At 70.8% G+C, this 25,125-nt stretch carries 23 protein-coding genes; 7 read left to right on the top strand and 16 right to left on the bottom strand.

The window, feature by feature from the left end; translation table 11 throughout:
* Positions 1–38: 38 nt before the first annotated feature.
* Positions 39–1,433: a PLP-dependent aminotransferase family protein gene (locus ACLJQM_RS31710; RefSeq protein WP_410634009.1), complete on the bottom strand. Its 1,395-nt coding sequence runs from the start codon at positions 1,431–1,433 to the stop codon at positions 39–41.
* 46 nt (positions 1,434–1,479) lie between these two features.
* Between ACLJQM_RS31710 and ACLJQM_RS31705 the strand changes: the two genes are divergently transcribed.
* Positions 1,480–1,941, top strand: a complete 462-nt coding sequence (locus tag ACLJQM_RS31705; protein ID WP_247013719.1) for a carboxymuconolactone decarboxylase family protein — start codon at positions 1,480–1,482, stop codon at positions 1,939–1,941.
* A complete protein-coding gene (locus ACLJQM_RS31700) occupies positions 1,938–2,675 on the top strand; it encodes an isocitrate lyase/phosphoenolpyruvate mutase family protein (protein WP_410634007.1) in 738 nt (245 codons plus the stop codon). Before ACLJQM_RS31705 ends, ACLJQM_RS31700 begins: the two co-directional genes overlap by 4 nt.
* A gap of 61 nt (positions 2,676–2,736) precedes the next feature.
* Here ACLJQM_RS31700 and ACLJQM_RS31695 read toward each other — a convergent pair whose 3' ends face one another.
* The 12 genes from ACLJQM_RS31695 to ACLJQM_RS31640 form a co-directional block, all read right to left on the bottom strand.
* Positions 2,737–4,347 carry a cation acetate symporter gene (locus ACLJQM_RS31695; protein ID WP_247013715.1) on the bottom strand — a complete coding sequence of 537 codons (1,611 nt, stop codon included), beginning with the start codon at positions 4,345–4,347 and terminating at the stop codon, positions 2,737–2,739.
* A complete protein-coding gene (locus ACLJQM_RS31690; protein WP_247013713.1) occupies positions 4,344–4,691 on the bottom strand; it encodes a DUF485 domain-containing protein in 348 nt (115 codons plus the stop codon). The genes ACLJQM_RS31695 and ACLJQM_RS31690 overlap by 4 nt, the downstream gene beginning before the upstream one ends.
* 73 nt (positions 4,692–4,764) lie before the next feature.
* Positions 4,765–6,489, bottom strand: a complete 1,725-nt coding sequence (locus tag ACLJQM_RS31685; protein WP_410634005.1) for a cation acetate symporter — start codon at positions 6,487–6,489, stop codon at positions 4,765–4,767.
* 85 nt (positions 6,490–6,574) lie between these two features.
* Positions 6,575–6,925: a hypothetical protein gene (locus ACLJQM_RS31680; protein WP_247013710.1), complete on the bottom strand. Its 351-nt coding sequence runs from the start codon at positions 6,923–6,925 to the stop codon at positions 6,575–6,577.
* A 37-nt stretch (positions 6,926–6,962) separates the two neighbouring features.
* A complete protein-coding gene (locus ACLJQM_RS31675; protein WP_360774657.1) occupies positions 6,963–7,718 on the bottom strand; it encodes a LytR/AlgR family response regulator transcription factor in 756 nt (251 codons plus the stop codon).
* Entirely contained in the window at positions 7,715–8,767 is a 1,053-nt protein-coding gene (locus ACLJQM_RS31670; protein WP_410634004.1) for a sensor histidine kinase, read from the bottom strand. Before ACLJQM_RS31670 ends, ACLJQM_RS31675 begins: the two co-directional genes overlap by 4 nt.
* A 45-nt stretch (positions 8,768–8,812) precedes the next feature.
* Positions 8,813–9,526 (bottom strand): hypothetical protein, encoded by a 714-nt coding sequence (locus ACLJQM_RS31665; protein ID WP_410634002.1) that lies wholly within the window; start codon positions 9,524–9,526, stop codon positions 8,813–8,815.
* Between the two features lie 199 nt (positions 9,527–9,725).
* Positions 9,726–10,721 (bottom strand): ABC transporter substrate-binding protein, encoded by a 996-nt coding sequence (locus tag ACLJQM_RS31660; RefSeq protein WP_410634000.1) that lies wholly within the window; start codon positions 10,719–10,721, stop codon positions 9,726–9,728.
* 30 nt (positions 10,722–10,751) lie between these two features.
* Positions 10,752–11,801 carry an ABC transporter permease gene (locus ACLJQM_RS31655; RefSeq protein ID WP_410633999.1) on the bottom strand — a complete coding sequence of 350 codons (1,050 nt, stop codon included), beginning with the start codon at positions 11,799–11,801 and terminating at the stop codon, positions 10,752–10,754.
* Positions 11,798–12,562: an ATP-binding cassette domain-containing protein gene (locus tag ACLJQM_RS31650; protein ID WP_360774644.1), complete on the bottom strand. Its 765-nt coding sequence runs from the start codon at positions 12,560–12,562 to the stop codon at positions 11,798–11,800. The genes ACLJQM_RS31655 and ACLJQM_RS31650 overlap by 4 nt, the downstream gene beginning before the upstream one ends.
* The gene (locus tag ACLJQM_RS31645) at positions 12,559–13,596 is read right to left on the bottom strand and encodes a class I mannose-6-phosphate isomerase (RefSeq protein ID WP_410633998.1); all 1,038 of its coding nucleotides are present in this window, start codon (positions 13,594–13,596) and stop codon (positions 12,559–12,561) included. Before ACLJQM_RS31645 ends, ACLJQM_RS31650 begins: the two co-directional genes overlap by 4 nt.
* Complete coding sequence (locus ACLJQM_RS31640; protein ID WP_247013694.1) at positions 13,593–14,576, bottom strand: LacI family DNA-binding transcriptional regulator; 984 nt, start codon at positions 14,574–14,576, stop codon at positions 13,593–13,595. Before ACLJQM_RS31640 ends, ACLJQM_RS31645 begins: the two co-directional genes overlap by 4 nt.
* A 304-nt stretch (positions 14,577–14,880) precedes the next feature.
* Here ACLJQM_RS31640 and ACLJQM_RS31635 point away from each other — a divergent pair, with 304 nt between their 5' ends.
* The 3 genes from ACLJQM_RS31635 (at position 14,881) to ACLJQM_RS31625 (ending at position 21,155) form a co-directional block, all read left to right on the top strand.
* Positions 14,881–18,105, top strand: a complete 3,225-nt coding sequence (locus ACLJQM_RS31635; RefSeq protein ID WP_410633996.1) for a GH92 family glycosyl hydrolase — start codon at positions 14,881–14,883, stop codon at positions 18,103–18,105.
* A gap of 67 nt (positions 18,106–18,172) precedes the next feature.
* On the top strand, positions 18,173–20,560 hold the full coding sequence (locus tag ACLJQM_RS31630) for a GH92 family glycosyl hydrolase (RefSeq protein ID WP_410633994.1): 2,388 nt from the start codon (positions 18,173–18,175) through the stop codon (positions 20,558–20,560).
* A 229-nt stretch (positions 20,561–20,789) separates the two neighbouring features.
* A complete protein-coding gene (locus ACLJQM_RS31625; RefSeq protein WP_086673082.1) occupies positions 20,790–21,155 on the top strand; it encodes a DUF3817 domain-containing protein in 366 nt (121 codons plus the stop codon).
* A 48-nt stretch (positions 21,156–21,203) separates the two neighbouring features.
* Here the strand turns inward: ACLJQM_RS31625 and ACLJQM_RS31620 are convergent, their stop codons facing one another.
* Positions 21,204–21,704, bottom strand: a complete 501-nt coding sequence (locus ACLJQM_RS31620) for a MarR family winged helix-turn-helix transcriptional regulator (protein ID WP_247013688.1) — start codon at positions 21,702–21,704, stop codon at positions 21,204–21,206.
* 78 nt (positions 21,705–21,782) lie between these two features.
* Between ACLJQM_RS31620 and ACLJQM_RS31615 the strand changes: the two genes are divergently transcribed.
* Positions 21,783–22,088 (top strand): MTH1187 family thiamine-binding protein, encoded by a 306-nt coding sequence (locus ACLJQM_RS31615; protein ID WP_247013686.1) that lies wholly within the window; start codon positions 21,783–21,785, stop codon positions 22,086–22,088.
* Here the strand turns inward: ACLJQM_RS31615 and ACLJQM_RS31610 are convergent.
* Positions 22,085–22,492: a hypothetical protein gene (locus tag ACLJQM_RS31610; protein WP_247013684.1), complete on the bottom strand. Its 408-nt coding sequence runs from the start codon at positions 22,490–22,492 to the stop codon at positions 22,085–22,087. The genes ACLJQM_RS31615 and ACLJQM_RS31610 overlap by 4 nt on opposite strands.
* A 94-nt stretch (positions 22,493–22,586) precedes the next feature.
* On the opposite strand from ACLJQM_RS31610, the gene ACLJQM_RS31605 reads away from it, so the two are divergent.
* On the top strand, positions 22,587–23,561 hold the full coding sequence (locus ACLJQM_RS31605; RefSeq protein WP_410633992.1) for a tetratricopeptide repeat protein: 975 nt from the start codon (positions 22,587–22,589) through the stop codon (positions 23,559–23,561).
* Positions 23,562–23,615: 54 nt separating this feature from the next.
* On the opposite strand, the gene ACLJQM_RS31600 is transcribed toward ACLJQM_RS31605, so the two are convergent.
* Positions 23,616–25,049 carry a neutral zinc metallopeptidase gene (locus tag ACLJQM_RS31600; RefSeq protein ID WP_247013680.1) on the bottom strand — a complete coding sequence of 478 codons (1,434 nt, stop codon included), beginning with the start codon at positions 25,047–25,049 and terminating at the stop codon, positions 23,616–23,618.
* Between the last annotated feature and the right edge of the window lie 76 nt (positions 25,050–25,125).

The raw sequence follows: 25,125 nt of genomic DNA, 5'->3' as shown, positions 1-25,125 counted from the left end.
GTCAGGGTGGCCCGCGGCTTCACCGGAGAAGGGAGAGCTCAGCTGGTGATCTCGTGCAGGGCCTCGATCAACGTCTGGGCCGCGCCGGCGAAAGCGTGCTTCGCCGGGGCCGCGTAGCCGACGATCAGGCCGCCCGGGCGGTTCGCGTCCATCCAGTGGCTGCCCAAGCCTTCGATGCCGATCGCTCGGCGGCGGCAGGCCGCGAGGGCCTGAGTCTCCGTCGGGCCGCCCGGTGGCAGCACCAGCAGCAGGTGCAGCCCCGCCGAAATGCCCTGGGGGCGGACCGAATCCGGCAACGCGGCCAGCAGGCGGGTGCGGCGCGAGCGGTACTCCGCGCGGCTGCGGCGGACGTGCCGGTCGTACGCGCCCGAGTCGATCAGCTCCGCCAGGGCCAGCTGGTTCAGCACCGCCGGGCGGGAGCCGCTGTCGGCCATCGCCGCGCGGACCGGCTCCACCAGCGACCTCGGCAGCACCAGCCAGGCCAGGCGCAGGGCCGGGGCGAGCGTCTTGCTCGCCGTTCCCGCGTAGACGACTCGCTCCGGGGCCAGCGCCTGCAGCGCGCCGACCTGCTGGTGGTCGAACCGGAACTCGCCGTCGTAGTCGTCCTCCAGCACGTACGCGCCGGAGCGGGTCAGCTCGGCCCGGCGGTGCGGGGCGAGCGTGACGCCGGTGGGGTACTGGTGTGCCGCCGTCACGACGACGGCCGGACTGTCCAAAGCGGACACGTCGAGGCCGTGCTCGTCGACCGGCACGCCGACCACCCGCGGGCCCTGGGCCGCCGCGATCGAGCGGTACATGCCCAGTGACGGGTTTTCGAACGCCACTTCGCCGACGCCCAAGCCGAACAAAGCACGGGACAGCACCGCGATGGCGTGCGAATACCCGTGGCAGACGACGATCCGCGCCGGGTCGGCCACCACCCCGCGGGCGCGGGCGAGGTAGCCCGCGAGGGTGTCCCGCAGCTCCGGCGCGCCCAGCTCCGACTCGTAGCCGAACGCCGACGCCGGGGTGCGCAGCAGGGCGCGGCGGGTCGCGCTGAGCCACGCCTGACGCGGGAACGCCGTCAGGTCCGGGCGGCCCGGCCGCAGATCCCAGCGGGGCGCGGGATCGCGGGGCACTTGGCGCGGAGCGGACTGGGGGAGCGAACCCGCCGTCGCGACGCGGGTCGGTGCGCCCTGGGCCGTGCGCAGGTAGCCCTCGGCGGCGAGGTCGGCGTACACGCGCGTGACCGTGCCGCGGGCGACGCCCAGGTCCTGGGCCAGCGCGCGGGTCGAGGGCACCGCCGCGTCCGGTTGCCAGCGGCCCTCGCGGATGGCCGCGCGGATCGCCGCCGCGAGACCGCTCCGGCCGGTCGCAGGCTGCCAATCGAGGTGGACGTCCAGGCCGCTCGACGGGCCGCCGTCGACACCGGAACTGGACCACAGATCTGCCATGTCACTGGACCATACCCGTGGACCAGTTCGGGCTAGCGTGAACGTCATGACCAAGCGAATCGGACTCGGGGGCGCCCCCGAGCTCTACCAGGCGATGGCGAACCTGCAGGCCGAAGTGAACAAGGCCGGGGCCAACGCCGGGCTCGACCCGAAACTCCTCGAACTCGTCAAGACCCGCGCGTCGCAGATCAACGGCTGCGCGTTCTGCCTCGACATGCACTCCCGCGACGCCCTGGAGCTGGGCGAGTCGCCGCGGCGGCTGTTCGTCCTCGACGGCTGGCGCGAGACGGACCTGTTCACCGAGCAGGAGCAGGCCGCCCTCGCCCTCACCGAAGCGATGACCAAGCTGGCCGCGACCCAGACCGTCCCCGACGACGTCTACGAGCAGGCCGCGCAGGTGTTCACCGAAGACCAGTACCGCGCGGTGGCGTGGGAGATCATCGCGATCAACAGCTGGAACCGGATGACCATCACCAGCCACACCCCGCTGCCGAAGCGGGACTCGTGACCGCCGCCGCACTCAAGGCGCTGCACGTCCCCGGCAAACCGCTCGTGCTGCCAAACGCCTGGGACGCCGACACCGCCAAGCTCGTCGAAGCCGCCGGGTTCGCGGCCGTCGCGACCAGTTCGGTCGCCGTCGCCGCCGCGCTCGGGTTCGCCGACGGGGAGCAGGCGCCGGCGGACGAGATGTTCGCCGCCGCCGCGCGGATCGCCAAGGCGGTCGGCGTGCCGGTGACCGTCGACGCCGAGTCGGGCTACGGCCTGTCCGGCGCCGAGCTCGCCGGACGGCTGGCCGACGCGGGCGCGGCCGGCTGCAACTTCGAGGACACCGACCACGCCACCGGCGGGGTGCGGCCGGTCGCCGAGCAGGCCGCGCGGATCGCCGCCCTGCGCGAGGCGGCGGGCGACGGCCTGGTGATCAACGCCCGCGTCGACTCCTTCCGCGGCGTCGACGCGAAGGAAGCGCTGGCCGGCGGCGTCGCCCGGGCGAAGGCCTACCTCGAAGCGGGCGCCGACTGCGTCTACCCGATCCACCTGCGCACGCCGGAGCTGATCGCGGAGTTCGTGCAGGGGGTCGGCGGCGCCGTCAACGCGCCCGCGTGGCCGGGCAGCCCGGGCCTCGAAGGCCTCGCCGAACTGGGGGTGGCGAGGATTTCGCTCGGCGGCGGGCTGTGGCAGTACGCCCGCAAGCAGCTCGAAGCGGCCCTTTCCGGGGTCGCAGAAGGCAAGCTGCCCTACTGAGAATGGCCGAAGGCCGCCGCGAGGGTGACTCACGACGGCCTTCGGTGTTTCAGGGGAGGGGTCAGTGCGCGACGGCCTTCTCGGCACCCGCGCCGGTCAGCGACCGGACCTCCATCTCGGCGTACTTCTTCTCGTCGTGTTCCTTGGACAGGACCGTGCCCAGCCAGCCCAGGACGAACGCGGCCGGGATCGAGACGATGCCCGGGTTGCTCAGCGGGAACCAGGCGAAGTCGGCGTTCTTGAACATCGACGTGCTCTTGCCGGACACCGCCGGCGAGAAGACGATCAGCACGATCGTGATGGCCAGGCCACCGTAGATCGACCAGAGCGCGCCCTGGGTGTTGAACCGCTTCCAGAACAGCGAGTACAGGATCGTCGGCAGGTTCGCCGACGCCGCGACCGCGAACGCGAGCGCCACCAGGAACGCCACGTTCTGCCCGTTGGCCAGGATGCCGCCGCCGATCGCGAGGGCGCCGATCACCAGCGCGGTGATCCGGGCGACCTTGACCTCGGCGTCCGGCGACGTCTTGCCCCGCTTGACGACGTTCGCGTAGACGTCGTGCGCGAAGGACGCCGACGCCGTGATCGTCAGCCCCGCGACCACCGCGAGGATCGTGGCGAACGCGACCGCGGAGATCAGGCCCAGCAGCACCGGCCCGCCCAGTTCGAGCGCGAGCAGCGGCGCCGCGGAGTTGACCCCGCCGGGCGCCTTCTTGATCGTGTCCGGCCCGACCAGCGCACCGGCGCCGTAGCCGAGCACCAGCGTGAACAGGTAGAACACGCCGATCAGCACGATCGCCCAGACGACCGAGCGGCGCGCGTCGCGGGCGGTCGGCACGGTGTAGAAGCGCATCAGGACGTGCGGCAGGCCGGCGGTGCCCAGCACCAGGGCGATGCCGAGGGACAGGAAGTCCAGTTTGGACGTTCCGGTGGCGCCGTACTGCTTGCCCGGGCCGAGCAGCGTCTCGCCGGCCTTGCCCGCCTTGTCGACGGCGGCCTGCAGCAGGCTGGAGAAGTTGAAGCCGTACTTGCCCAGCACCCACAGCGTCATCGCGAGCGCGCCGACGATCAGCAGCGCCGCCTTGATGATCTGGACCCAGGTGGTGCCCTTCATGCCGCCGATCAGCACGTAGGCGATCATGATGATGCCGACCACGGCGATGACCAGAGCCTGCGCGCCGGAGCCTTCGACGCCGAGCAGCAGCGCGACGAGACCGCCGGCGCCCGCCATCTGCGCGAGCAGGTAGAAGAACGACACGATCAGCGTCGACGTCGCGGCCGCGGCCCGCACCGGGCGCTGCTTCATGCGGAACGCCAGCACGTCGCCCATCGTGAACTTGCCGGTGTTGCGCAGCAGTTCCGCGACCAGCAGCAGCGCGACGAGCCACGCGACCAGGAAGCCGATGGAGTAGAGGAAGCCGTCGTAGCCGTTGATCGCGATGGCACCGGCGATGCCGAGGAACGACGCCGCCGACAGGTAGTCACCCGAGATCGCGACGCCGTTCTGCGGGCCGGTGAAGGCGCGGCCGGCGGCGTAGTAGTCCGATGCCGTCTTGGAGTTGCGGCTGGCGCGGAACACGATCACCAGCGTGATGAGCACGAAGAGGGCGAAGATGCCGATGTTGAGGAGCGGGTTGCTGCCCTCGACGCTCGCGGCAAGTGTCGCGGTCATGCCTGCTCCTTCTCGATGTCTTCCCGGATCTTCTCGGCCACGGGGTCGAGCTTCCGGTTCGCGTACCGGACGTACAGCCCGGTGATGACGAACGTCGAAACGAACTGCAGCAGGCCGAAGACCAGCCCGACGTTGATGTTCCCGAAGAGCTTGGTGCTCATGAAGCCGTGCGCGTAGTCCGCGAGCAGCACGTACAGCAGGTACCAGACCAGGAACAACGCCGTCATGGGGAAGACGAACCGGCGCAGGCGGCTGCGCAGCTCCCGGAACTCGGTGCTGTCGTGTGCGTGTTCCCAGACCGTCTCAGACGTTTCCGGGGGCCCGCCGGTGTCCGTAGTGCTCATCGCTGCTGCTCCCTGCGACGCTGCGGAAAGTGACGTGCGACACCGTAGGGACGTGTGAGTCTCGCGTGAAGATTCAGCGGCTCAACAGCCGGGCCAGACGACGAACGGTTGACGAACGGTCACGCGGTTCCGTCGAACGGGGTTCGTCCAGGTGCAACCGGAGCATCGCCGCCGTCGACCAGGTGGGTGGCCTGCCCCGCAGGGAGACCAGCACCATTGCGCCGAATGCCAGCGGTACCGACCAGGGTGCCGGTTGCTGCACCAAGATCGCCACCCAGCCGTGCAGGTCCGGCCCGGCGAGGGCGAACAGGATCGAGCCCGACGACGCGACGAGCCCGGTCAGCACCCCGGCGATCCCGCCCGCCGCGGTCAGCCGCGGCCACCAGATGCCGAGCACGAGCAGCGGGCAGAACGTCGACGCGGCCACGGTGAAGCCCCACGTGACGAGCACCCCCGCGTCGAGCTCGGCCGAGCGCAGCGCCAGCAGCACCATGATCGCGGCGACGCCGAACACCGCGATCCGCAGCCGGCGCAGCCCGCCGGGCACGAGGTCGTGCGCGATGGCGCCGGACATCACCAGCAGCAGGCCGAGCGACGTCGCGAGGAACGCGGCGAACGCGCCCGCGGTCAGCAACGCCGTGAAGAGGCCGCCGGCCCAGCCACTGTCCACTTGGTACGGCAGCGCGACGACCACTGTGTCCGTCGCGCCGGAGAGGTACAGCCCGGGCACGAGCACCCGGCCGAGCACGCCGTAGATGCCGGGGAAGAGGTAGAAGATCCCCAGCAGCGCCACGGTGATCGCGGCGGTGCGGCGCGCGGCGCGGCCGTCCGGGCTCGTGTGGAAGCGCATGAGCACGTGCGGCAGGCCCATCGTGCCGAGCATGGTCGCGATGAGCACGGACCAGGTGCCGAGCAGCGGGTAGCCCTGGTCGCCGAGGTCGAGCAGCGGGCGCTGCCAGTCGGCGCCGCCGAGCGGGGCACCGCCGCGGACGGCCGGGACCGCCGCGCCCGCGCCGAACACGACCTCGTCCTGGCTGTGCGCGGTGAATTCGCCCGGCGGCAGGGTTTCCCCGACGCCGTTGCGCCGCACCGGGGTCGGCTCGCGGATCTCCATGGTGACGTCGACTTCGAAGCGCACCGGGGTTTCGCGGGCGAAGTGGGTGAACTCGACGGGGTTGAGCGCGTCGGTCCGGTTGACCGCGCCCGCCTGGAGGACGAGCCAGATCGCCGGGATGAGGAACAGCAGCAGCTTGAGCACGAACTGGAACGCCTGGACGTACGTCGCCGCGCGCATCCCGCCGAGCGCGAGCGTGACGCTGACCGCGGCGCCCGCCAGGACCACGCCGACCCAGTACGGCGTGCCGCCGACCGCGGTGAGCACCAGCCCGGCGGTGCGGAACTGCGGGACGACGTAGATGGTGCCGATCACCAGGACCACGACGGCGGTGAGGCGGCGCAGCGCGGGGGAGTTGAGCCGGGCTTCGGCGAAGTCCGGGACGGTCAGGGCGCCCGAGCGCCGCATCGGGGCGGCGACGAGGACGAGCATCGCGATGTAGCCGGCGGTGAAGCCGACCGGGTACCACAGGGCACCGATGCCGTCCTTGACGACGAGGCCCGCGACGCCGAGGAAGCTCGCCGCGGACAGGTATTCGCCGGAGACGGCGGCCGAGTTGACCAGCGGCGAGATCCGGCGGGACGCGACCAGGAAGTCGGACGTCGTGCGCATCGCCGCGACCCCGCGGACGCCGATGAGCAGCGTCACGAGGACGACGGGGGCGACGGCGAGCGCGATGCCCACTAGCGTGCTCCGCCGGTTCCACATTGGGTGCGCTGGATGCACCCAACGCCACATTGGGGCGCTCGGGGCCGGAGGGGGAGGCGGGTCATCGGTCGTCCTCGAGGCGCTCGGCGCGGCGGAGCTGCCAGCGGGCGAGGAGGGCCATCGCGGGGTACGGGAGGACGGCGAGCATCAGCCAAGAGAGGGGGATGCCGAGGAGGCGCACGGTGTCCAGGGCGGGGAAGAGCGCGAAGACGCCGGGAAGGCCGAGCAGCAGGGCGAACATCAGGACGAGGGCGGGGATGCCGCGGCGGCGCTGGGCGCGGTAGAGGGTGGTGGCGCGCTGGGTGTCGCCGACGGGGAGGCGGGACTGGCGCCAGCGGTGGCGGGAGCGGCGGCGGGCGTGGGCGAGCCGGGTTTGTGGGCTGGTGACGGCGACGCGGCGGATCTTGCTCATCGCGGGCCCGGCCGGGGGTGGGTGGCGGCTGCGCGGTTCATCGCGGGCCCGGTCCGAGCTGGCCGCGCTGGGCCGCCTCCAGCAGCCGGTCCCGCAAGTCCCGTGCGTGCCGTCGGCTCACCGGTACGTCGCCGGCCTCCGTGTGGGCCAGCAAGCCGCCCGCGCTGTCGCTGCGCAGCTCCAGCACCGCGCCCACCGCCAGCAGGAACCCGCGGTGCACCCGGCTGAACCCCGTTCCCTCCCAGTACTCCTCGAGCCGCGAAATCGGCATCCGCACCAGGTGCACGCCGCCGCGGGTGTGCAGGCGGACGTAGTCGCCGTGGGCCTCCACGAACAGGACGTCGTCGCGGCGGACGTACCTCGTGCGCCCGCCGGACTCCACCGGCAGCGCGGCCATCGCGTCCGGGGTCGAGCGGGAAGCCGGTGTCGCCATCCGCAGCACCTTCGCCAGCGCCGCCGAAAGGCGTTCCGCGCGGACCGGCTTCAACAGGTAGTCCACGGCTCCGATGCCGTACGCCGCCACCGCGTGGCCGTCGTGGGCCGTGACGAACACGATCACCGGGGGCTCGCTCAAGCGCGCCAGCAGGGAAGCCAGTTCCAAACCGTCGAGGCCCGGCATCGAGATGTCCAGGAACACCGCGTCGAACCGATCTGCCTGAAGCAGCTTCAACGCCTTCAGCGCGTCGCCCGCACCGACGACTTCGCCGACTTCGGGCGCCTCGCGCAGCATGCGGCAGAGCTCGTCCAACGCGGGCGGCAGGTCGTCGACGGCGAGTACGCGAAGCGACGTCACGGCAGCACCCCCGGCTGGAACCGCGGGACCCGCACGACCACGCGGGTGCCCGCGCCGACCTCGGTCTCCACGGTCAGCCCGTACCAGGCGCCGTAGACGTCCCTCAGCCGTCTGTCCACATTGGCCAGTCCGAGGCCGGCCGGGTCGTCGTCGCCGGTGCGGCCGGCGAGGAGGTCCGCCGCGCGCTTCGGGTCCATGCCGACGCCGTCGTCCTCGACGAAGATCACGCAGTCGTTCCCTTCCGCCTGGCCGTGCACCTGGACGAAGCCGGTGCCCGAGCGCGGCTCGATGCCGTGCCGGATCGCGTTCTCCACCAACGGTTCCAGCACCAGGTACGGCACGGCGACGGCGAGGATCTCCGGCGCCACCCGCACCTGGACGCGCAGTCGTTCGCCGAGCACCGCGCGCTGCAGCGCCAGGTACGTCTCGATCGCGCGGAACTCCTCCGCCACCACCGTGTACTCGCCGTGGCGCGCCAGGCTGTAGCGGGTGTAGTCGGCGAAGTCGAGCATGAGGTCGCGGGCGCGGTCGGGGTCCGAGCGCACCAGCGACGCGATCACCGTCAGCGCGTTGTAGACGAAGTGCGGGGACATCTCCGCCCGCAGCGCCCGCAGTTCGGCCTGCGCCGCCTGTTCCGCCGACGCCTCCAGCCGGCCGCGCTCCAGCGCCTGCACGACCAGGTCCGCCGCCTGGGCCGCGTTAGCCTCGCGGACGTCGCCGACCACCAGCAGCGCCCCGGCCAGTTCGTCTCGGACGTGCAGCGGCAGCACCAGGACGTCCGGTGCGGAGCCGGGTTCCTCGGTGTGCAGCACGCCGTCGAGCACCGTCGCGACGACCGCGTCCGGCCCGGGCCGTCCCGACCAGAGCAGCGAACCGGACAGGTCGGTGAGGCCGAGCCCGGGGAAGCCGAACAGCCGGCGCAGGCCGTGCGCGGCGCGGCGCGCGCGGGTGCCGGAGAGGCCGTCGCGCAGGTCGCCGGTGATCCGGCGGGCGGCGGCGAGCACCGGCAGCGGGTCGGCGCGCGACGCCGGGCGCAGGTGCACGGTCATCGGGCCTCCCCTCGGCGGCGGTGTCCAGGGGAACAGATCCTACGGCTACCCCGGTTCCCCGCGATCGGCCAGCACCTGGGCGTGGCGGCGGAAGCGGCGCCAGGTCCGGTAGTCGTCGAGGCCGGTGACCTCGGCGGGTTCCGGCACCCGCACCAGCAGGCTCGCGTCGGCCGGGTAGGGCCGGTCGGGCAGCGAGATCCAGCCCGTCGTGCGGGTCTCCTTCACCGCCACCCGCACCGGCCGGAACGTCGTCGGGTCCAGCCCCTCGCTGTGCCGGACGACCTCCTCGAAGAACCACGCCGACGTGATCAGCCCGAGCACGCCGGGCGACGCCTTGAGCGCCTCCTTCAGCGGTGCCGCGTCCAGGAGCCGGAACGCGTGGTTGATCGCCGGCGCGGTGACGCCGTGGTCGTCGTAGGCCACCTCACCCGCGTGCAGCGCCATCCGGAGCCGGATCCGGGCACCGGCGTGGTGGTTCAGGTTGTGCCGGTGCAGCGCCACCGCGAGCGCGTTGGGCAAGAACTCGACGAAGAGCCGCTTCGGGATCTGCGGCGGGGCCAGGACGAAGACGCCGTCGCCGCAGTCCTCGCTCCGGCAGGCCGTCCAGGGGACGCCCACGTCGTCGAACGCCCGGCACAGCGCGCGGTACAGCCCCTCGCGCAGCGCCAAGCGGTGTGGTGTGGTCCTGCTCCGGTCGCCGTAGCCCTCGACGTCCACGGCGAAGATCGTCCGGTGCACGGCCGATCGTTCGTAGTTCATCGCACCCTCCCTGCGATCATGCATGTGTAAATGCATGTGCAGATGAGTGTGACGGGCGGCACCCGTCCGTGAAACGGGCCGTGCGGTGAGCGGTTGCCCCGCCGCGGTGACCGGCGGTGACCGATCACCAGCGGTGAAACCGCTGGTCAATGCCCCTACGGGAGGTGCGCGCACCCCTCGCAGGGACCTGACGGACCGATCAGCAGGACTGCTTGTAGAAGTACTGGGAGTTGGCTTCCATGTCCGCCTTGGTGATCGAGTGCAGCTGCGCGGTCAGGTTCCGCGTCACCGGCTTGCCCTCGATCGCGGCGACGGCCTGGTCGACGCCCTGGGTGCCGATCGACGCCGGGTCCTGGGCGATGAGGGCCTGGTACTGGCCGCTCTTCAGGCCCTCGACCTCGGACGGGCTGGCGTCGAAGCCGATCAGGTTCACCGCGCCGGCCTTGCCCGCGTTGCGCAGGCCGGTCGCCGCGCCCTCGCCGGTGTTGAGGTTGGTCGCGAAGACGCCGATCAGGTCCGGCGTCGACGACAGGGCCGCCGTCACCTTCGCCGCGGCCTGCTCCGGCTCGTTCTGGGTGAACTGGACGCCGATCGACTTCAGGTTCGGGGTGTTCTTCAGCTCGTCCTCGAAGCCCTTCGCGCGCGCCGCCGTCGTGGACGTGCCGGCGATCGTGTCGAGCACCAGCACCGAGCCGCTCTTGCCGTTCGCGAGCTTCGCCATCGTCTGGGCGGCCAGCTTGCCGCCCGCGGCGTTGTCGGACGAGACGGACGACGCGGCCACGCCGGTGTCCTTGAGCGCGGTGTCGACCTCGACGATCTTGCTGCCGCGGGCCTTGACCTGCTGGATCGGCGCGAGCATCGCCGTGTCGTCGGTCGGGGCGATGAGCAGCGCCGCCGGCGGGTTCGAGCCGAGGGCGTTGACCAGCTGGGTCTGCAGGGGAGCGTCGAACTTCTGCGGCGCCTGCGTGGTCAGCTCGTAGCCGAGCTTCTTCGCCTCGGCCTCCGCGCCGCACTGCAGCGAGATGTAGAACGGCTCCGCCTGCACGCCGGGGATCAGCGCCAGCTTCTTGCCCCCGACCGGCTGGGCCGAGTCACCGGACCCGGTCTGCCCGACCGTGCCGGACCCGCACGCGGTGAGCAGGGCCGCGGCGGAGACCACGGCACCCATGGCGGTGAGAGACTTGGTCAGCTTCATGCGTAAGCACCTCTTTGTACTCGGGGGGACTCAGCGGGAGTTGCGGCGACGGCGGCGGCGCTGGTCGAACCAGACCGCGGCGATCAGGACCCAGCTGACGATGAACATCTGCCAGAAGTCCTGGACGTGGATGATGGTGAAGCCCTTGCGCAGCACCGCGGGGATGAACACCCCGATCACCGTGCCGAGGATCGTGCCGACGCCGCCGAAGAGGCTCGTGCCGCCCATCACGACCGCGGCGATGGCGTTGAGGTTGTCGGTGGTGTGCCCGGAGATGGTGGTCGAGTTGTAGTAGGCCAGCGACAGGAACCCGGCGATCCCGGCCAGGACACCCGTGAGCGTGTAGACCTTCAGCAGGTGGGCGGTGACGCCGATGCCCACCCGGCGCGCGCCCTCGGCGTTGGAGCCGACCGCGAACGTGTACCGCCCGAACTTCGTCGTCCGCAGCAGCCACGCCCCGATCACGGTGATCACGATCGCCACGATCACCAGGTTCGGCACGATGCCGAAGGAGGTGCCGTAGCCGAGGGTCTGGGTGAGGGCGGCCGGCACGGTCCGCAGGTCCGAGCCGCCGTTGAGCAGGTAGGCGGTGGCCAGCGCCGCGCCCATGGTGCCGAGCGTGACGATCAGCGGCGGGAGCTTCGCCAGCGCGACGAGGGCGCCGTTGATCAGCCCCCAGATCGTGCCGGTGACCACGGCGACGACGAACCCGACGGCGATCACCCCCCAGCCCGCCTTCGACGCGTCGCCGCCGGAGAGCGCCTCCATCGTCTTGCCGCCGACCATGCCGGAGAGGATCAGCACCGAGCCGACCGAGAGGTCGATGCCCGAGGTGATGATCACGAAGGTCATGCCGACCGAAAGGATCAGCAGGACCGAGGATTCGATGAACAGCGTCTGGAAGGTGAACAGCGTCGGGAAGGTGTCCGGCGCGATCACGCTGAACAGCACGACCAGGCCCAGCAGGACCAGCCCGATCCAGAACGTGTTGGCCTCGACCAGGCGCTTGCCCAGCGGCCGCTTGCCGAAGCCCGCTTCGGGCGACTCCTGGATGTCCTTCGGGGGAGTGGACACGCTCACGCGGCTTCCTCCTGCACGAGTGCGCCGGTCATCGCGGCGACGAGGTCTTCGAGCTTCGTGTCCGCCCCGGTGAACCGGGCGACGCGCTTGCCGAGCCGCAGCACCTCGACGCGGTCGGCGACCGACAGCACCTCGGGCATGTTGTGGCTGATCAGCACCACGGCGATGCCCTTGTCGCGCACCTTCTTGATGACGTCGAGGACCCGCTCGCGCTGCACGACGCCCAGCGCCGCGGTCGGCTCGTCCATGAACACGACCTTCGACGCCCACACGACCGAGCGCGCCACCGCGACGCTCTGGCGCTGCCCGCCCGACAGCGAGCCGATCGGGACGTCGGTGCTCTGCAGCGTCACGCCGAGGCGCTGGAACTCCTCGACGGCCCGCCGCCGCATCTCCGCCTTGTCGAGCATGCCGAGCTTGCCGAGGATGCCCTTGCGGTGGATTTCGCGGCCCAGGAACAGGTTCGCGGCCGGGTCGAGCTCGGGGGCGACGGCGAGGTCCTGGTAGACGGTCTCGATGCCCAGGCGCCGCGCGGTGGTCGGCGAGTCGAAGTGCGCTTCGGCGCCGTCGAGGAGGATCTTGCCCGACGTCGGCTGCTCCGCGCCGGAGAGGCACTTGACCAAGGTGGACTTGCCGGCGCCGTTGTCGCCGATCAGCGCGGTCACTTCGCCCGCGCGGGCCTGGAAGGACGCGCCGCGCAGAGCTTCTACGGAGCCGTAGTGCTTGGTCAGGCCGACCGCTTCCAGGAGGATTTCGCTCATCCGTTCCTCTCTTCCGGCGCCGGCGGGCGGCAGCGGATGGCCGTCGCCGTGCCGGACAGCTCGGTCTGGCCGGCGTCGAACGGCACGACGTAGGTGTCGCCCTTGGCCAGCGCGTACTCGCCGCCGTGCTCGGTGCGCAGGGTGCCTTCGCCGTCGAGCACGACCAGAACCGCGAAGGACGGGTCCAATGACAACGTTGTCGCCTTGTCGGTGCGCAGTTGCTCGGCTCGGAAGAACCGCTCCGAACCGGTGGCCAGCAGGTCGACCGTCGAACCCCTGTCGCCGGCGGTCCGCTTGATGATCGTGTCCAGCCGCCCGGTGTCCCAGCCCGAGGTGTCCAGCGCCTCGATCGCGGTGTCGAAGCCCAGGCCGAGGTGGCCCTTTTCGGGCGAGGCGAGGAAGTCCCGCCATTCGATGGTGAGCGAGAAGTCCGTCGGCTGCTGCAGTTCGACGACGAACACGCCTTCGCCGATGGCGTGCGGCAGGCCCGCCGGGATGTAGACGGTGTCGCCCGCGCTGACCGGCACGCTGTTCAGCGCGCCCAGCATCGACGGCACGTCCTGCTCGCGCGTCCACTCGGACACGGTGGCCTTCGACAGCGTCTCCTTGAACCCGGGGTAGACGCGCGGGTCGTCGCCGTAGGTCCCGACCACGATCCACGCTTCGGTCTTGCCGAAGTGCGAGTCGAAGTGCCGCTTCGCGAACGTGTCGTCCGGGTGGAAGTGCACGGGCAGCCGCTGGCCCGCGTCGAGCAGTTTCACCAGCAGGCCGGTCGACGTCCCGAGCGCTTCGACGTGCTTGGCGCCGAGCCACGCCGGGGCGTCGCGCTCGACGGCGTCGCGCAGCCAGGCGCCGTCCGGGAGCCGGGTGAGGCCGTTGGTGTCCTGCCCGAACATGGTGCTCACCGACGCGACCCAGTCCTCCGGGCCGAACTTCTTGTCGGACGACGCCCCGCGCAGCGCCGCGATGGCGTCGCCGCCGCGGTAGAACTGCGGTGGCTGGTTGGCCGGGAGGCGGATCGGTTCGAGGGTCACGGGGCGACCTCACCGGAACCACGGGCGACGAGATGCACGGGCAGGACTACCTTTCTGGGCGGGGACTGGTCTCCTTGGACGCGGGCGAAGAGCAGCTCGGCCGCGGCGTGGCCGAGCGCGCTCACGTCGTGCGCGATCACGGTGACCGGCGGGTCGAGCAGGTCCGCCAGCTCGAAGTCGTCGAAGCCGACCATCGCCGGCCGCTGCTCGGCGTGGGCCAGCGCGCGCAGCACGTGCACGGCGATCCGGTTGTTGCCCGCGATCACCGCGGTGGCCGCGTCCGGGCCGTGCAGCAGGCGCTTCACCACGTCGCCGATGTACTCCGGCGTCGGCGTGCGCATGGAGACGAGCGACTCGTCGTAGGAGATCCCGTTGCGGACGCAGCCTTCGCGGAAGCCGCGCAGGCGCTCGGCCGCGGTGAAGATGTCCGGGCTGTCGCCGAGGAACGCGATCCGCCGGTGGCCGTGCTTCGCCAGGTGCGTGACGGCTTCGATGGTGCCGCCGAGGTTGTCGACCAGCACCGTGTCGGCGACGATGTCGCCGGCCGGGCGGTCGATGAACACCACCGGCGTGCCCGCGCGCATCTCCGGCACCAGGTAGCCGTGCTGCAGACCGGCCGGGACGACGAGGATGCCGTCCACCCGCCGCGCGCAGAACTCGAGGACGAGTTCGCGCTCGCGGTCGGAGTTCTCCTCGGACGAGCCGGTGAGCACCTGGCGCCCGAACGACGTCGCGATGCGCTCGACCGCGCGGTTCAGCTCGGAGTAGAAGGGATTGCCGACGTCCTCGACGATCAGCCCGATGGTGCCGGTGGTCGACCCGCGGCGCAGGTTGCGCGCGCCCAGGTTGCGCCGGAACCCCAGCTGCTCGATGGCCGCCATGACCCGCTCGGCGGTGTCCGGGTGCACCGCCGGCTCGTCGTTGACCACGCGCGAGACGGTCTTGATGCTGACGCCCGCCAGCCGGGCCACGTCACTCATGGTGGCGCGCCTGCTCGCGGTGCGCGCGGCGCCGTCCCGGTCGCGGCCGGGTGGAGACAACGTTGTCATAGTGACCGGGATTGAACGCCACCCGCCCGTGGCTTGTCAACGCCTGCTGCGTGGATTGTGCCGATTCGGCTACCGACGTCGTAGGTCAGACGGCTGATCATGGTGTCCTTAAGTGGACAGGTCTTGACGAGAACCTTGACTGTCCGGTGGGCCGCTGCCCAAGGTGACCCGGTTCGACCGACTGCGCGACAAGGTTGTCATTTCGGTCGCGCTGACGACGTGAGAGGCGATGGCCATGGCGCGATTGCGCTTAAGAGCCGGTTTGACCTTTTTGACCTTGGCGGTGACGGCAGCGGTGGCTCCCGCTTTGCCCGCCGCGGCAGCCACGAGCACCGATTTCGCGAAGTGGGTCAACCCCTTCGTCGGCACCCGCCCCGGCGGCGCCGACCACGGCACCGGCGGCGGTGCCGGCAACACGTTCCCGGGCGCGGTGGCGCCGTTCGGCATGGTCCAGTGGAGCCCCGACACGGTGAAATCCCAGCCGGGCGGGTACTTCTACGACGACAACGCCCTCACCGGGTTCAGCCTGACGCACCTTTCGGGCGCGGGCTGTTCGACCTATGAGGACATCCCGTTCATCCCTTATGTCGGTGAAGTGACGACTTCCCCGGCGACCGACCCGTCCCACTACACCTCGAAGTTCTCGCACACCAACGAACACGCGACCGCGGGCGCCTACGACGTCACCCTCGACAGCGGCGCGAAGGTCGAGCTGAGCGCGACCCAGCGCACCGGCTCCGCGCGGCTGACCTACCCGGCGGGCGCGTCCTCGACGTTGCTGGTCAACACCTCCGGCTCGGTCAACGGCACCGACGACGCGTCGATCACCATCGGCAAGGACACCATCAGCGGCTGGGCCACGAGCGGCCGCTTCTGCGGCGCGCAGAACAGCTACCGCGTCTACTTCTCGGCCAAGTTCGACACGCCGTTCGCCTCGATCGGCACCTGGAAGAACGGCGCCGTGACGCCGGGCAAGGCCGCGGAAACCGGTGGTGCCAAGGCGAAGGTCGCGCAGCCCAACGGCGTGAACGCCTCGATCGCGCGCACCACCACCGCCAAGCAGCAGAACACCACCGTGTCCGGCCCGGGCAGCGGCGGGTACGTCACCTTCGCCAACCTCAACGGCGCCCAGGTGAACGTCCAGGTCGGACTGTCCTTCGTGTCCGTGGACGGCGCCAAGGCGAACCTGAAGGCGGAGAACACCGGGAAGTCGTTCGACAAGGTGGCCGCGGGCGCGCGGAAGGCGTGGAACGACCAGCTCGGCAAGATCGCCGTCACCGGTGGCTCCGACGCGGACCTGACGACGTTCTACACCTCGCTGTACCACTCGCTGATCCAGCCGAACGTCTTCTCCGATGTGGACGGTCAGTACATCGGCTTCGACGGGCGGATCCACAAGGCCGACAAGGGCCATGCGATGTACACGAACTTCTCCGGCTGGGACATCTACCGCTCGGAGGTCCCCCTCCTGGCGACGATCGACCCGAAGGAGACGTCGGACATCGTCCGGTCGATGATGGCCTACGCCGAGCAGGGCGGCTCGTGGGACCGCTGGACGGTGGCCAACGACTACACCGGCGTCATGAACGGCGACCCGTACCACATCATCGTGTCCAGTGCGTACGCGTTCGGCGCGCGTGACTTCGACGCGCAGAAGGCGTTGCTGCTCATGATCAAGGGCGCCACCCAGCCGACGCAGGGCTACACCGAGCGGCCGGGCCTGGAGGACTACCAGAAGCTCGGGTACGTGCCGGGCGCCGGCGCGGACACGCTCGAATACACCAGCGCCGACTTCTCCATCGCCCAGTTCGCGAAGCGGCTCGGCGACAGCGCGACGTACACGACGTTCATGAAGCGCGCGCAGAACTGGCAGAACCTCTACAACCCCGGGACCGGCCACCTGCAGCCGCGCAACGCGGACGGTTCGTTCGCCGGCACCTACGACCCCGCCAGCTCGCAGGGCTGGGTCGAGGGCAACGGCGCGCAGTACGAGTGGATGGTGCCCTACGACCTCGGCGGCGTCGTGACGGCGTTCGGCGGGAACACCGCGACCCAGTCCCGGCTGGACACCTTCTTCACCGACCTGAACGCGGGTACGCAGGAGCCGTACGCCTTCATGGGCAACGAGCCGAACTCCAACGCGCCGTACGTGTATTCGTACGCGGGCGCCCCGGCCAAGACCCAGTCGATCGTGCACCGCTCGATGGACGAGCTGTACAACCCGCGTCCGGAAGGCCTGATCGGCAACGACGACCTCGGCCAGATGTCGGCCTGGTACGTCTGGTCCGCGCTCGGCATCTACCCGGAGATCCCGGGCCGCGCCGAGACGCTGCTGGTCACCCCGCGCTTCGAGCACGCCGTGCTCACCACCGGCGCGGGCAAGAAGGTCACCATCAACGCGCCGGGCACCGGCGACTACGTGGGCAGCCTGAAGGTCAACGGCGGCACGGCCGCGAAGGCGTGGCTGCCGGAGGCGCTGATCTCCGGTGGCGGCACGCTCGACTACACGCGGTCCGCCACGGCGACCGCGTGGGGCAGCGCGGCGGCCGACGCCCCGCCGTCGTTCCGCGAGCAGGAGAAGCCGAGCCTGTCCTTTGTGGACCCGGCCCGCGCGGTGACGCCCGCGGGGTCGACGTCGAAGGCGTCCGTGGGCGTCCAGGACCTCTCCGGCACCGCCCGGAGCTGGACCTACAGCGCGGGCAGCGTCGACGGGATCACGCTGACCCCGGCGGCGGGCAGCATCGCGGTCCCGGCCGGTGGCAAGGGGAAGGCCGATCTGACGGTTTCGGTGCCGGCGGGACTGGCCGACGGCGCCCGCCGCATCCCGGTGACGTTCTCGTCCCCGGGACTCGCGAGCACGCAGGCCGTGCTGACGGTGCTGGTGGCCCAGCCGAACAGCTGGCTCGCCACGGTGGACAACGCCGGCATCTCCCCGGATTCGAACTCGGGCGCGGCCAACTTCGACGGCGGCGGCTGGAGCTACTCGGCCGACGCGCTGGCCGCGGCCGGCGCCACCCCGGGCGGCACGGTGACCAGTGACGGCATCAAGTTCACCTGGCCGTCCTTCCCGGTGGGCGACCCGGACAACGTGGTGGCCGGCGGCCAGAAGGTGAACGTGACCGGTTCCGGGCGGCTCGCGCTGCTCGGCTCGGCGTCCAACGGCAACGCGTCCGGCACGCTGACGGTGACCTACACCGACGGCACCACCTCCACCGCGACCATCGGGTTCTCCGACTGGACCCTCGGTGGCGGCGGCGCGCAGCCGGCGTTCGGCAACCGGATCGTGCTGTCCACGCCGTACCGCAACGCTTCGGGCAGCGACCCGCAGCAGATCCGCACGATGGTGTTCGGCACCAACCCGATCACCCTCGACGCGGGCAAGACCGTGGCGAGCGTGACGCTGCCTTCGAACGTGAGCGGCGGCGCCCTGCACGTGTTCGCCATCGGCATCGGCGCGTAGTGATCCCCCTGTGAAAGGCCGCCCGCCTCGCGCGGGCGGCCTTTCCTGGCATCGAGAGGAAAGCTCAGTGAAGAGCAAGGTCCTGGCGGGCGCGTTGACGCTCGCCGTGGTGGCGACGGGGGTGAGTCCCGCGGTCGCTTCGGCGTCCGGCGGGGACGCTCTCGACGCCGTGAACACGTTCATCGGCACGCAGGACGAGGGGAACACCTTCCCGGGTGCCTCGGCGCCGTTCGGGATGACGCAGGTCAGCCCGATCACCTCGCACTACGCCGGCTACCGCTACACCGACACCGCGATCCGCGGGTTCGGGCACTTCTTCCTGTCCGGCGCGGGCTGCTGGGAGCAGGGCGGCCTCGTCTCGACGCTGCCGACGACCGGCGAAGTGGGCCCCGGCAAGGCGTTCGACACGAGTGCGCCCGAAACATTCGACCAGAAGCAGTACGCGGCGCCGTTCACCCACGACGGTGAGGTCGGCAAGCCCGGCTACTACAAGGTCCACCTGACCGGCTACGGCGGCGTCGACGTCGAGACGACGGCGGCCACCCGCGCCGGCGTCGAACGCTACACGTTCGCGAAGCCCGGTGATGCCAACGTCTTCGTCAACGTGGGGCAGGCCAACGACAAGGAACCGGTGACGGGCAGCAGCATCCGCGTCGTCGACGACCGGACCGTCGAAGGAACCGTGGAGTCGCAGGCCTTCTGCGGCGGCAAGGCCTACACGACCTACTTCACGACGAAGTTCGACAAGCCCTTCAAGTCCTCGGGCACGTGGTCGCCGACCGGCGGCACGCCGGGCTCCCGCTCCTCCGAAGGCGGGGCCGGCCTGCGCGGCGCGTGGCTGACGTTCGCGGGCGGCGGCCAGGTCACCGCCACCACCGCCATCTCCCAGGTGGACGCCCGAGGCGCGCGGGTCAACCTGGCGTCGGAGCGCATCCGGTCGTTCGACGCGGCCAAGGCCGACGTCCAGCGCACCTGGCGGCACGAGCTGTCCACTGTGGACATCAAGGGCGGCACGACCGACGACCGCACGGTGTTCTACACCTCGCTCTACCACGCCTTGCTGCAGCCGCTGACGGCCAACGACGCCGACGGCCGCTACTACGGCTTCGACAAGAAAGTCCACCGCGCGGTCGGCTGGACCTACTACGACTTCTTCTCGCTGTGGGACACCTACCGGTCCCAGAACCAGCTCCTCGCGCTGCTGCGGCCGAGCCGGGCGAAGGACATCGCCAAGAGCGTCCTCGCCATCCACGACCAGGGCGGCTGGCTGCCGCGGTGGGCGTACGCGAGCCAGGAGACGAACACGATGACCGGCGACCCGGTCACGCCGTTCCTGGTCGACCTCTGGCGCTTCGGGGCGCTCTCGGGCGAGGAAGCGCGCGCCTACCAGGCGTTGCTGCAGAACTCGACGCAGATCCCGCCCGCGTCGTCGCCGTTCCAGGGCCGCTCCGGCAACGCGAGCTACCAGGCCGACGGGTTCGTGCAGTACGACCCGGACTTCCCGAAGAAGGGCCAGGACACCGACCCGAACCACGGCGCTTCGGCGACGCTGGAGTACGCGCTCGGTGACTGTTCGCTGTCGGTCATGGCGGCCGCGCTCGGCAAGAAGGACGACGCCGCGGCGCTGGCCGAGAAGGGCCGGACCTACCGGACGCTGTGGGACGAAACGCAGGCTGACCGCGGCTTCACCGGCTTCTTCCGGCCCAAGGTGGCCGGTGGTGCCTGGTTCAGCCCGGCCGACAAGCCGTACAGCCCGCAGAGCCAGGACGGCTTCCACGAGGGCACGGCCTGGCAGTACCAGTGGCTGGTCCAGCAGGACGTCCCCGGCCTGGAGCAGCGGATGGGCGGTCCGGCGGCCACCGGGAAGCGCCTCGACGACTTCTTCGCCTACGACGAACTGGTGAAGAACCCGGCGACCGCGGTGCGCGAGAACTGGGTCGTCGGCCCGTACGACTACTACGACCAGTTCCGCTACAACCCGAACAACGAGCCGGACCTGCACTCGCCGTGGATGTACGCGCTCACCGGGCAGCCGGCGAAGACGTCGACGGTCGTGCGGGCCGCGCACACGCTGTTCACGAACGCGCCCAACGGTGTCACCGGGAACGACGACCTCGGCACCATGTCGGCCTGGTACGTCTTCAGCGCCCTCGGTCTCTACCCTGCCGTCCCGGGGACTGGGAACTTCGTGCTCAACGCGCCGCGGTTCGCCAAGTCCGTGCTGCACCTGGAGAACGGGCGCGACATCACGATCAAGGCCCCCGGCGCGGACGGCGCGAAGCTGCAGTACGTCGCGGGGCTGAAGGTCGGTTCGAAGCCGAGCGACAAGGTGTACGTCGGCTTCGACCAACTCGAGCGCGGCGCGACGCTGGACTTCTCCCTGACTGCTGACGTCGCGAAGGCGACGTGGGGGACTTCGCCGTCCGCAGCACCGGTTTCCCCGTGTTCTGACTAGACAGCGGCGCTCACGGACGTGGTCTTGACCACAATGGACCACGTTCGTGAGCATCGTCACGGGACCCGGTGTTCCGGTGAGGGCCGTCACGCCTCACACTGGTATCAGCACGTCCGACGACGCCGTTGACGTACAAGGCAAGTCCGCCTTGGACGGTGTGTCGGGCGTTTTTTTGTGAACACAGCTCGTGTGTAGTGACCAACGTGGTGAGACCCCACAGGAGGAAGACGTGTCCAGCAAGGCCGCTCTAGTATTCCGCGTGGCCGCAGTAGCCGAAGCCCTTTCCTGGGCGGCGCTGCTTGTCGGGATGTTCCTCAAGTACGTCGTCCACTCCTCCGGCGAGGGCGGCGTGCCCGTCATCGGCATGGTGCACGGCGTGATCTTCGTCCTCTACGTGGTCGTCTCCCTGTCCGTGGCGAAGCCGCTCGGCTGGCGCCCGAAGACGCTGGTCCTCGCCCTGCTCGCGAGCATCCCGCCGCTGTTCACGTGGCTGTTCGAGAAGTGGGCGCTGCGCAACGGCAAGCTCGACGGCCCGCAGCGGCTGTCCCACGGCGGTGTCGGCCTGTTCCAGGTGCGCGAACCCGTCGCCGCCTGATCCCAAGACGTGAGAAAGGCCCGCACCGCCCGGTGCGGGCCTTTTTCGTCATTCCGTGAAGTCGCCGGCCGCCCGGCGCACCTTCGTCAGCAGGTCGGTCAGCTGCTCGGTCTGCCGCTCGGTGAGCCCGGACAGTCCGAAGTCGATGGTCGTCACGGCCTCGGTCGCGGTCTCGCGGCGCTTGCGGCCTTCGTCGGTGATCTCGACGAGCGTGGTGCGGCGGTCCGTCGGGTGCGGGACGCGTTTGACGAGCCCGTCGCGCTCCAGCCGGTCGACTATGTTGGTGACACTGGTGGGGTGCAGCTGGAGCCGCTCGCCCATCACCCGCATCGGCAGGCTGTCGCTGCGGGCGAAGGTGAGCAGCACCAGTGCTTCGTACCGGGCGAAGGTCAGGCCGTGCGGCTTGAGCGCGCCGTCCACCGCGGACTGGATGATCTGCTGGACCCGCATCACCCCGGTCACCGCGGCCATGGTCCCGGAGGGGCCGATCCGGTCCTCCCAGAGCGCGGCCGCGCGGGCGATCGGGTCGAACGGCAGCGGACGGTTCATGACACGCGAAGTTACCAGCGGGTACCGGCGCGTGTCGCCCGACCGGCGGAAAGAGCACCGAAGAAGGGACTTCCGACCATGATCGTCGCGTTCAGCGTGAGCCCGTCCGGCGGGGAGCCCGACGGCGGGGTGAGCGAAGCCGTCGCCAAGGCCGTCAAGGTGGTCCGCGACTCCGGGCTGCCCAACTCGACCAACGCGATGTTCACGAACATCGAGGGCGAGTGGGACGAGGTGATGGACGTCGTCAAGCGCGCGGTCGAGGCCGCGGGCGAAGGCTCGGCGCGCGTCGGGCTGGTCCTCAAGGCGGACATCCGGCCGGGCTTCGAGGGCCAGCTGGAAGCCAAGGTGGACCGGATCGAAGCGCACCTCCGCGACGCGGACTAGGGGAGTGGCGGGGTGAAGGCGACCGTCCAGCGGCCGTCTTCGCTCGTCACCGTCAGCGGGTAGCTGAACGGCTGCCCGTCTCCGAGCGTGCCCGTCACCGTGGCGCGCGAGGGCGCGGCGGCGTCCGGCCCCAGCGCCACCCGCACGTCGTGGGCGCCGTGGTCGGCGAGCACCGCGACGTAGTCCTTCGCGAAGTCGCCGCCGCCGGAGCCGGGGTAGTCGAGCAGGCCGCCCAGCGCGTCCGCGTCGTGCCCGGAAAGCGCCGTGGCCAGGCGATCGCGCAGCTCGGCCGGGGAGGCGGCGCCCGGGTCCGGCTCGTGCACGATGAGCAGCGTCACCGCGCCGATCCACGCGACGGCGGCGGCGATCGACAGCCCCACCTTCACGTCACGCCGGATGTGCACCGGCCGAGCCTGCCCCAGCGGGGGCCGTCCTGCCAAGCGGACCGGCCGGGGCACCCGGTGAAACTCCTCCGGCGCGCGTGCCAGGATGGAGGGCGTGACACAGCCACGCGGATCTGCAGCGAAGTCAGCGGCCTTGTCGGCCGCCCTCTCCGGCGCGGTCGACCTGTCCGCGCTCAAGGCCCGCGCCGACTCGGCGCAGCGCCAGCCGGCCCCGCAGGCCGGGCCGCCCGGCGGCGACGGGCCGCCGCCGCCCGTCTCGACCGACGCCGTGATCGATGTCACCGAGGCGACCTTCCAGACCGAGGTCGTCGAGCGGTCCCTGCGCCAGCTGGTGATCGTCGACCTGTGGGCCGAGTGGTGCGGCCCGTGCAAGCAGCTGTCCCCGGTGCTGGAGCGGCTCGCCGCCGAGTCCGCCGGCGCGTGGGTCGTGGCGAAGGTCGACGTCGACGCCAACCCGCGCATCGCGCAGCTGTTCGGCGCCCAGTCCATCCCGACGATCGTCGCCATCGGCGGCGGCCAGCCGGTCGACGCGTTCTCCGGCGCGCTGCCCGAGCCGGAGATCCGCAAGTGGATCAACGCGCTCCTGGACGCCCTGCGCGACAAGCTCCCGTCGATCCGCGAGGCGGAGGCCAACGGCGGCGGCCCGGTCGAGGAGCCCGAGGACCCGCGCTTCACCGAAGCGGAAGAGGCCTTCGAGCGCGGCGACTTCGCCGCGGCCCAGGCGGCGTACGAGCGCATCCTCGACGTCGAGCCGGCCAACGAGCTGGCGAAGAACGCCCTGGCCCAGGTCAAGTTCACCGCCCGCACGGAGAGCGCGGACCCGGAGGCCCTCGCCAAGGCCGACGCCGACCCGACCGACCTGACGTCCCAGCTCGACGCGGCCGACCTGGAGATCGCGGCGAACGACGTCGAGGCGGGCTTCAAGCGCCTCATCGACGCGGTCCGCCGCACGGCGGGGGAGGACCGCAACCGGGTCCGCGAGCACTTGGTGGCGTTGTTCGACCTCTTCGACCCGGCCGACGACCGCGTGATGAAGGCCCGCCGCGACCTGGCGAGCGCCCTCTTCTGAGAACTCACGAAAGAGGCCCCCACCGCGCGGTGGGGGCCTCTTTCACGCTTCCGCTCAGCCGTACTGCTTCGAGCAGACCGACGAGCCCTCGAGATAACCCTTCCGGAGCGACTCGACCCGGTCGAAACCACTGTCCGGGCGCTTCCCGTTCACGTCCGCCGACACCAGGCTCTCCGGCTGCAACAGATCCGCGATGGCCTCATCGAGGTCACCAGCCGACAGCCGCAGGTCGCCCGGCCGGTTCGTGAATGCCGCCCACGCGCCGACCAGGCACGCCGTGCGCAGGCCCGCGTTCGCGTTGTCGATCGACGCGCCGACGCCCTTCTGGATACCGAGCGCGTACCGCGAAGCGACCTCCGAGAACGCCGCGAAGTCGCCCATGCCGCCCGGGTCCTCGCCCTTCATCTCGGCCTCGCGGTCGATCGGCTGGGCCAGCTGCGACAGCTTCGCCAGGTCGATGCTCACCGTGTTGTCGCCCGGGCAGTACGACGCCGGCGGGGTGGTCTGGCAGCTGCCGCCGTCGGTGATCTCCGGGCCGGCGACGCCGGCGCCCTTGAAGGCCTCGTCGAGGCTCTTCTTCAGCAGCTCGACGGCCTGGTCGGTGAACTTCGCGTCGCCCTTGCCGGTGTCGCCCTTGTCGAACGGGCGCTCGGTGAGCCGGGCCTTCACGTTGTCGGCGTTCATCGCCGCGCACTCCTTCGGGCCCTTCTCGAACCCGGCCTGGAACGCGTACGTGCGGTCGAACGCCGTGCCGTGCGCGCCCTTGTCGGCGGCGCTGGTGCCCGCCTGGTCGCGGATCAGGAACATCGACGCCATCACCTGGTTCAGGCCCTCGGACGTCGACACCCGGTAGAACTTGCTCTTGTCCTCGGCGACCCAGCGGAAGTAGCCGCCGGCGAAGCAGTCGGCCTGCTGTTCCTTGACCACGGTCGGGGTGCTCTTGGTGATCCCGGCCTTGTCGCCGAGCCGGTACTGGACGGCGTGGCCGAACTCGTGCGCGAGCACGACGACCACCGACATCGGGCCGAACCGCTGGCGCAGCATCGGCAGCAGCACGCCGCGGTCCCACGCCACCGAGTCGTCGACCGGGCAGTAGAACGCGTTCACGAGCTTCTTCACGCTGCCGCAGCCGGTCTTCTCGGTGTCGGTCTGCGCGTCGTAGGACAGCAGCGACTTCACCGGCTCGAACTGCTGCCCGAAGTCGGCCTTCAGGTGCTCGCCCCAGTACGTCTGGACGTCGGCGATGGCGGCCGTGGCGAGCTTGTCGTCCTCGCCGCCGTCAGCGTTGCGGACGTCGAGATCCGGCGACGGCGCGTCCGGCTTGAGGCCGCTCTCGAAGTGCGTCACCGGCAGCCCGGACACCGAACCGGCGCCGTTGTCCCGGACCGGACCGCTTCCCGAACCGCCCTTGTCGTTGCACCCGCTCACGGCCACGGCCGCGACGGCGAGCAACGCGACCAGCGCGCGCCGTCCTCCCCCATGGATCATCTGTTCACTCGCTCTCGTACCCACCCGGACCCGACGGGCAGGACCATACCCAGGGCTTACGCGGAGCGTGCACGTT

The sequence above is a fragment of the Amycolatopsis sp. cmx-4-83 genome, assembly GCF_046548815.1.
In the GTDB taxonomy this organism is placed as follows: Bacteria; Actinomycetota; Actinomycetes; order Mycobacteriales; family Pseudonocardiaceae; genus Amycolatopsis; species Amycolatopsis pretoriensis_A.
Note: the sequence above shows the minus strand (reverse complement) of the source record. Positions and strands in the feature narration are given on the sequence as shown.

Excerpts from the sequence above, each read along its gene's own strand:
- ACLJQM_RS31710 (WP_410634009.1), bottom strand. The coding sequence starts at position 1,433 with ATGGCAGATCTGTGGTCCAGTTCCGGTGTCGACGGCGGCCCGTCGAGC.
- ACLJQM_RS31705 (WP_247013719.1), top strand. The coding sequence starts at position 1,480 with ATGACCAAGCGAATCGGACTCGGGGGCGCCCCCGAGCTCTACCAGGCG.
- ACLJQM_RS31695 (WP_247013715.1), bottom strand. The coding sequence starts at position 4,347 with ATGACCGCGACACTTGCCGCGAGCGTCGAGGGCAGCAACCCGCTCCTC.
- ACLJQM_RS31690 (WP_247013713.1), bottom strand. The coding sequence starts at position 4,691 with ATGAGCACTACGGACACCGGCGGGCCCCCGGAAACGTCTGAGACGGTC.
- ACLJQM_RS31680 (WP_247013710.1), bottom strand. The coding sequence starts at position 6,925 with ATGAGCAAGATCCGCCGCGTCGCCGTCACCAGCCCACAAACCCGGCTC.
- ACLJQM_RS31670 (WP_410634004.1), bottom strand. The coding sequence starts at position 8,767 with ATGACCGTGCACCTGCGCCCGGCGTCGCGCGCCGACCCGCTGCCGGTG.
- ACLJQM_RS31665 (WP_410634002.1), bottom strand. The coding sequence starts at position 9,526 with ATGAACTACGAACGATCGGCCGTGCACCGGACGATCTTCGCCGTGGAC.
- ACLJQM_RS31660 (WP_410634000.1), bottom strand. The coding sequence starts at position 10,721 with ATGAAGCTGACCAAGTCTCTCACCGCCATGGGTGCCGTGGTCTCCGCC.
- ACLJQM_RS31650 (WP_360774644.1), bottom strand. The coding sequence starts at position 12,562 with ATGAGCGAAATCCTCCTGGAAGCGGTCGGCCTGACCAAGCACTACGGC.
- ACLJQM_RS31640 (WP_247013694.1), bottom strand. The coding sequence starts at position 14,576 with ATGAGTGACGTGGCCCGGCTGGCGGGCGTCAGCATCAAGACCGTCTCG.
- ACLJQM_RS31635 (WP_410633996.1), top strand. The coding sequence starts at position 14,881 with ATGGCGCGATTGCGCTTAAGAGCCGGTTTGACCTTTTTGACCTTGGCG.
- ACLJQM_RS31620 (WP_247013688.1), bottom strand. The coding sequence starts at position 21,704 with ATGAACCGTCCGCTGCCGTTCGACCCGATCGCCCGCGCGGCCGCGCTC.
- ACLJQM_RS31615 (WP_247013686.1), top strand. The coding sequence starts at position 21,783 with ATGATCGTCGCGTTCAGCGTGAGCCCGTCCGGCGGGGAGCCCGACGGC.
- ACLJQM_RS31600 (WP_247013680.1), bottom strand. The coding sequence starts at position 25,049 with ATGATCCATGGGGGAGGACGGCGCGCGCTGGTCGCGTTGCTCGCCGTC.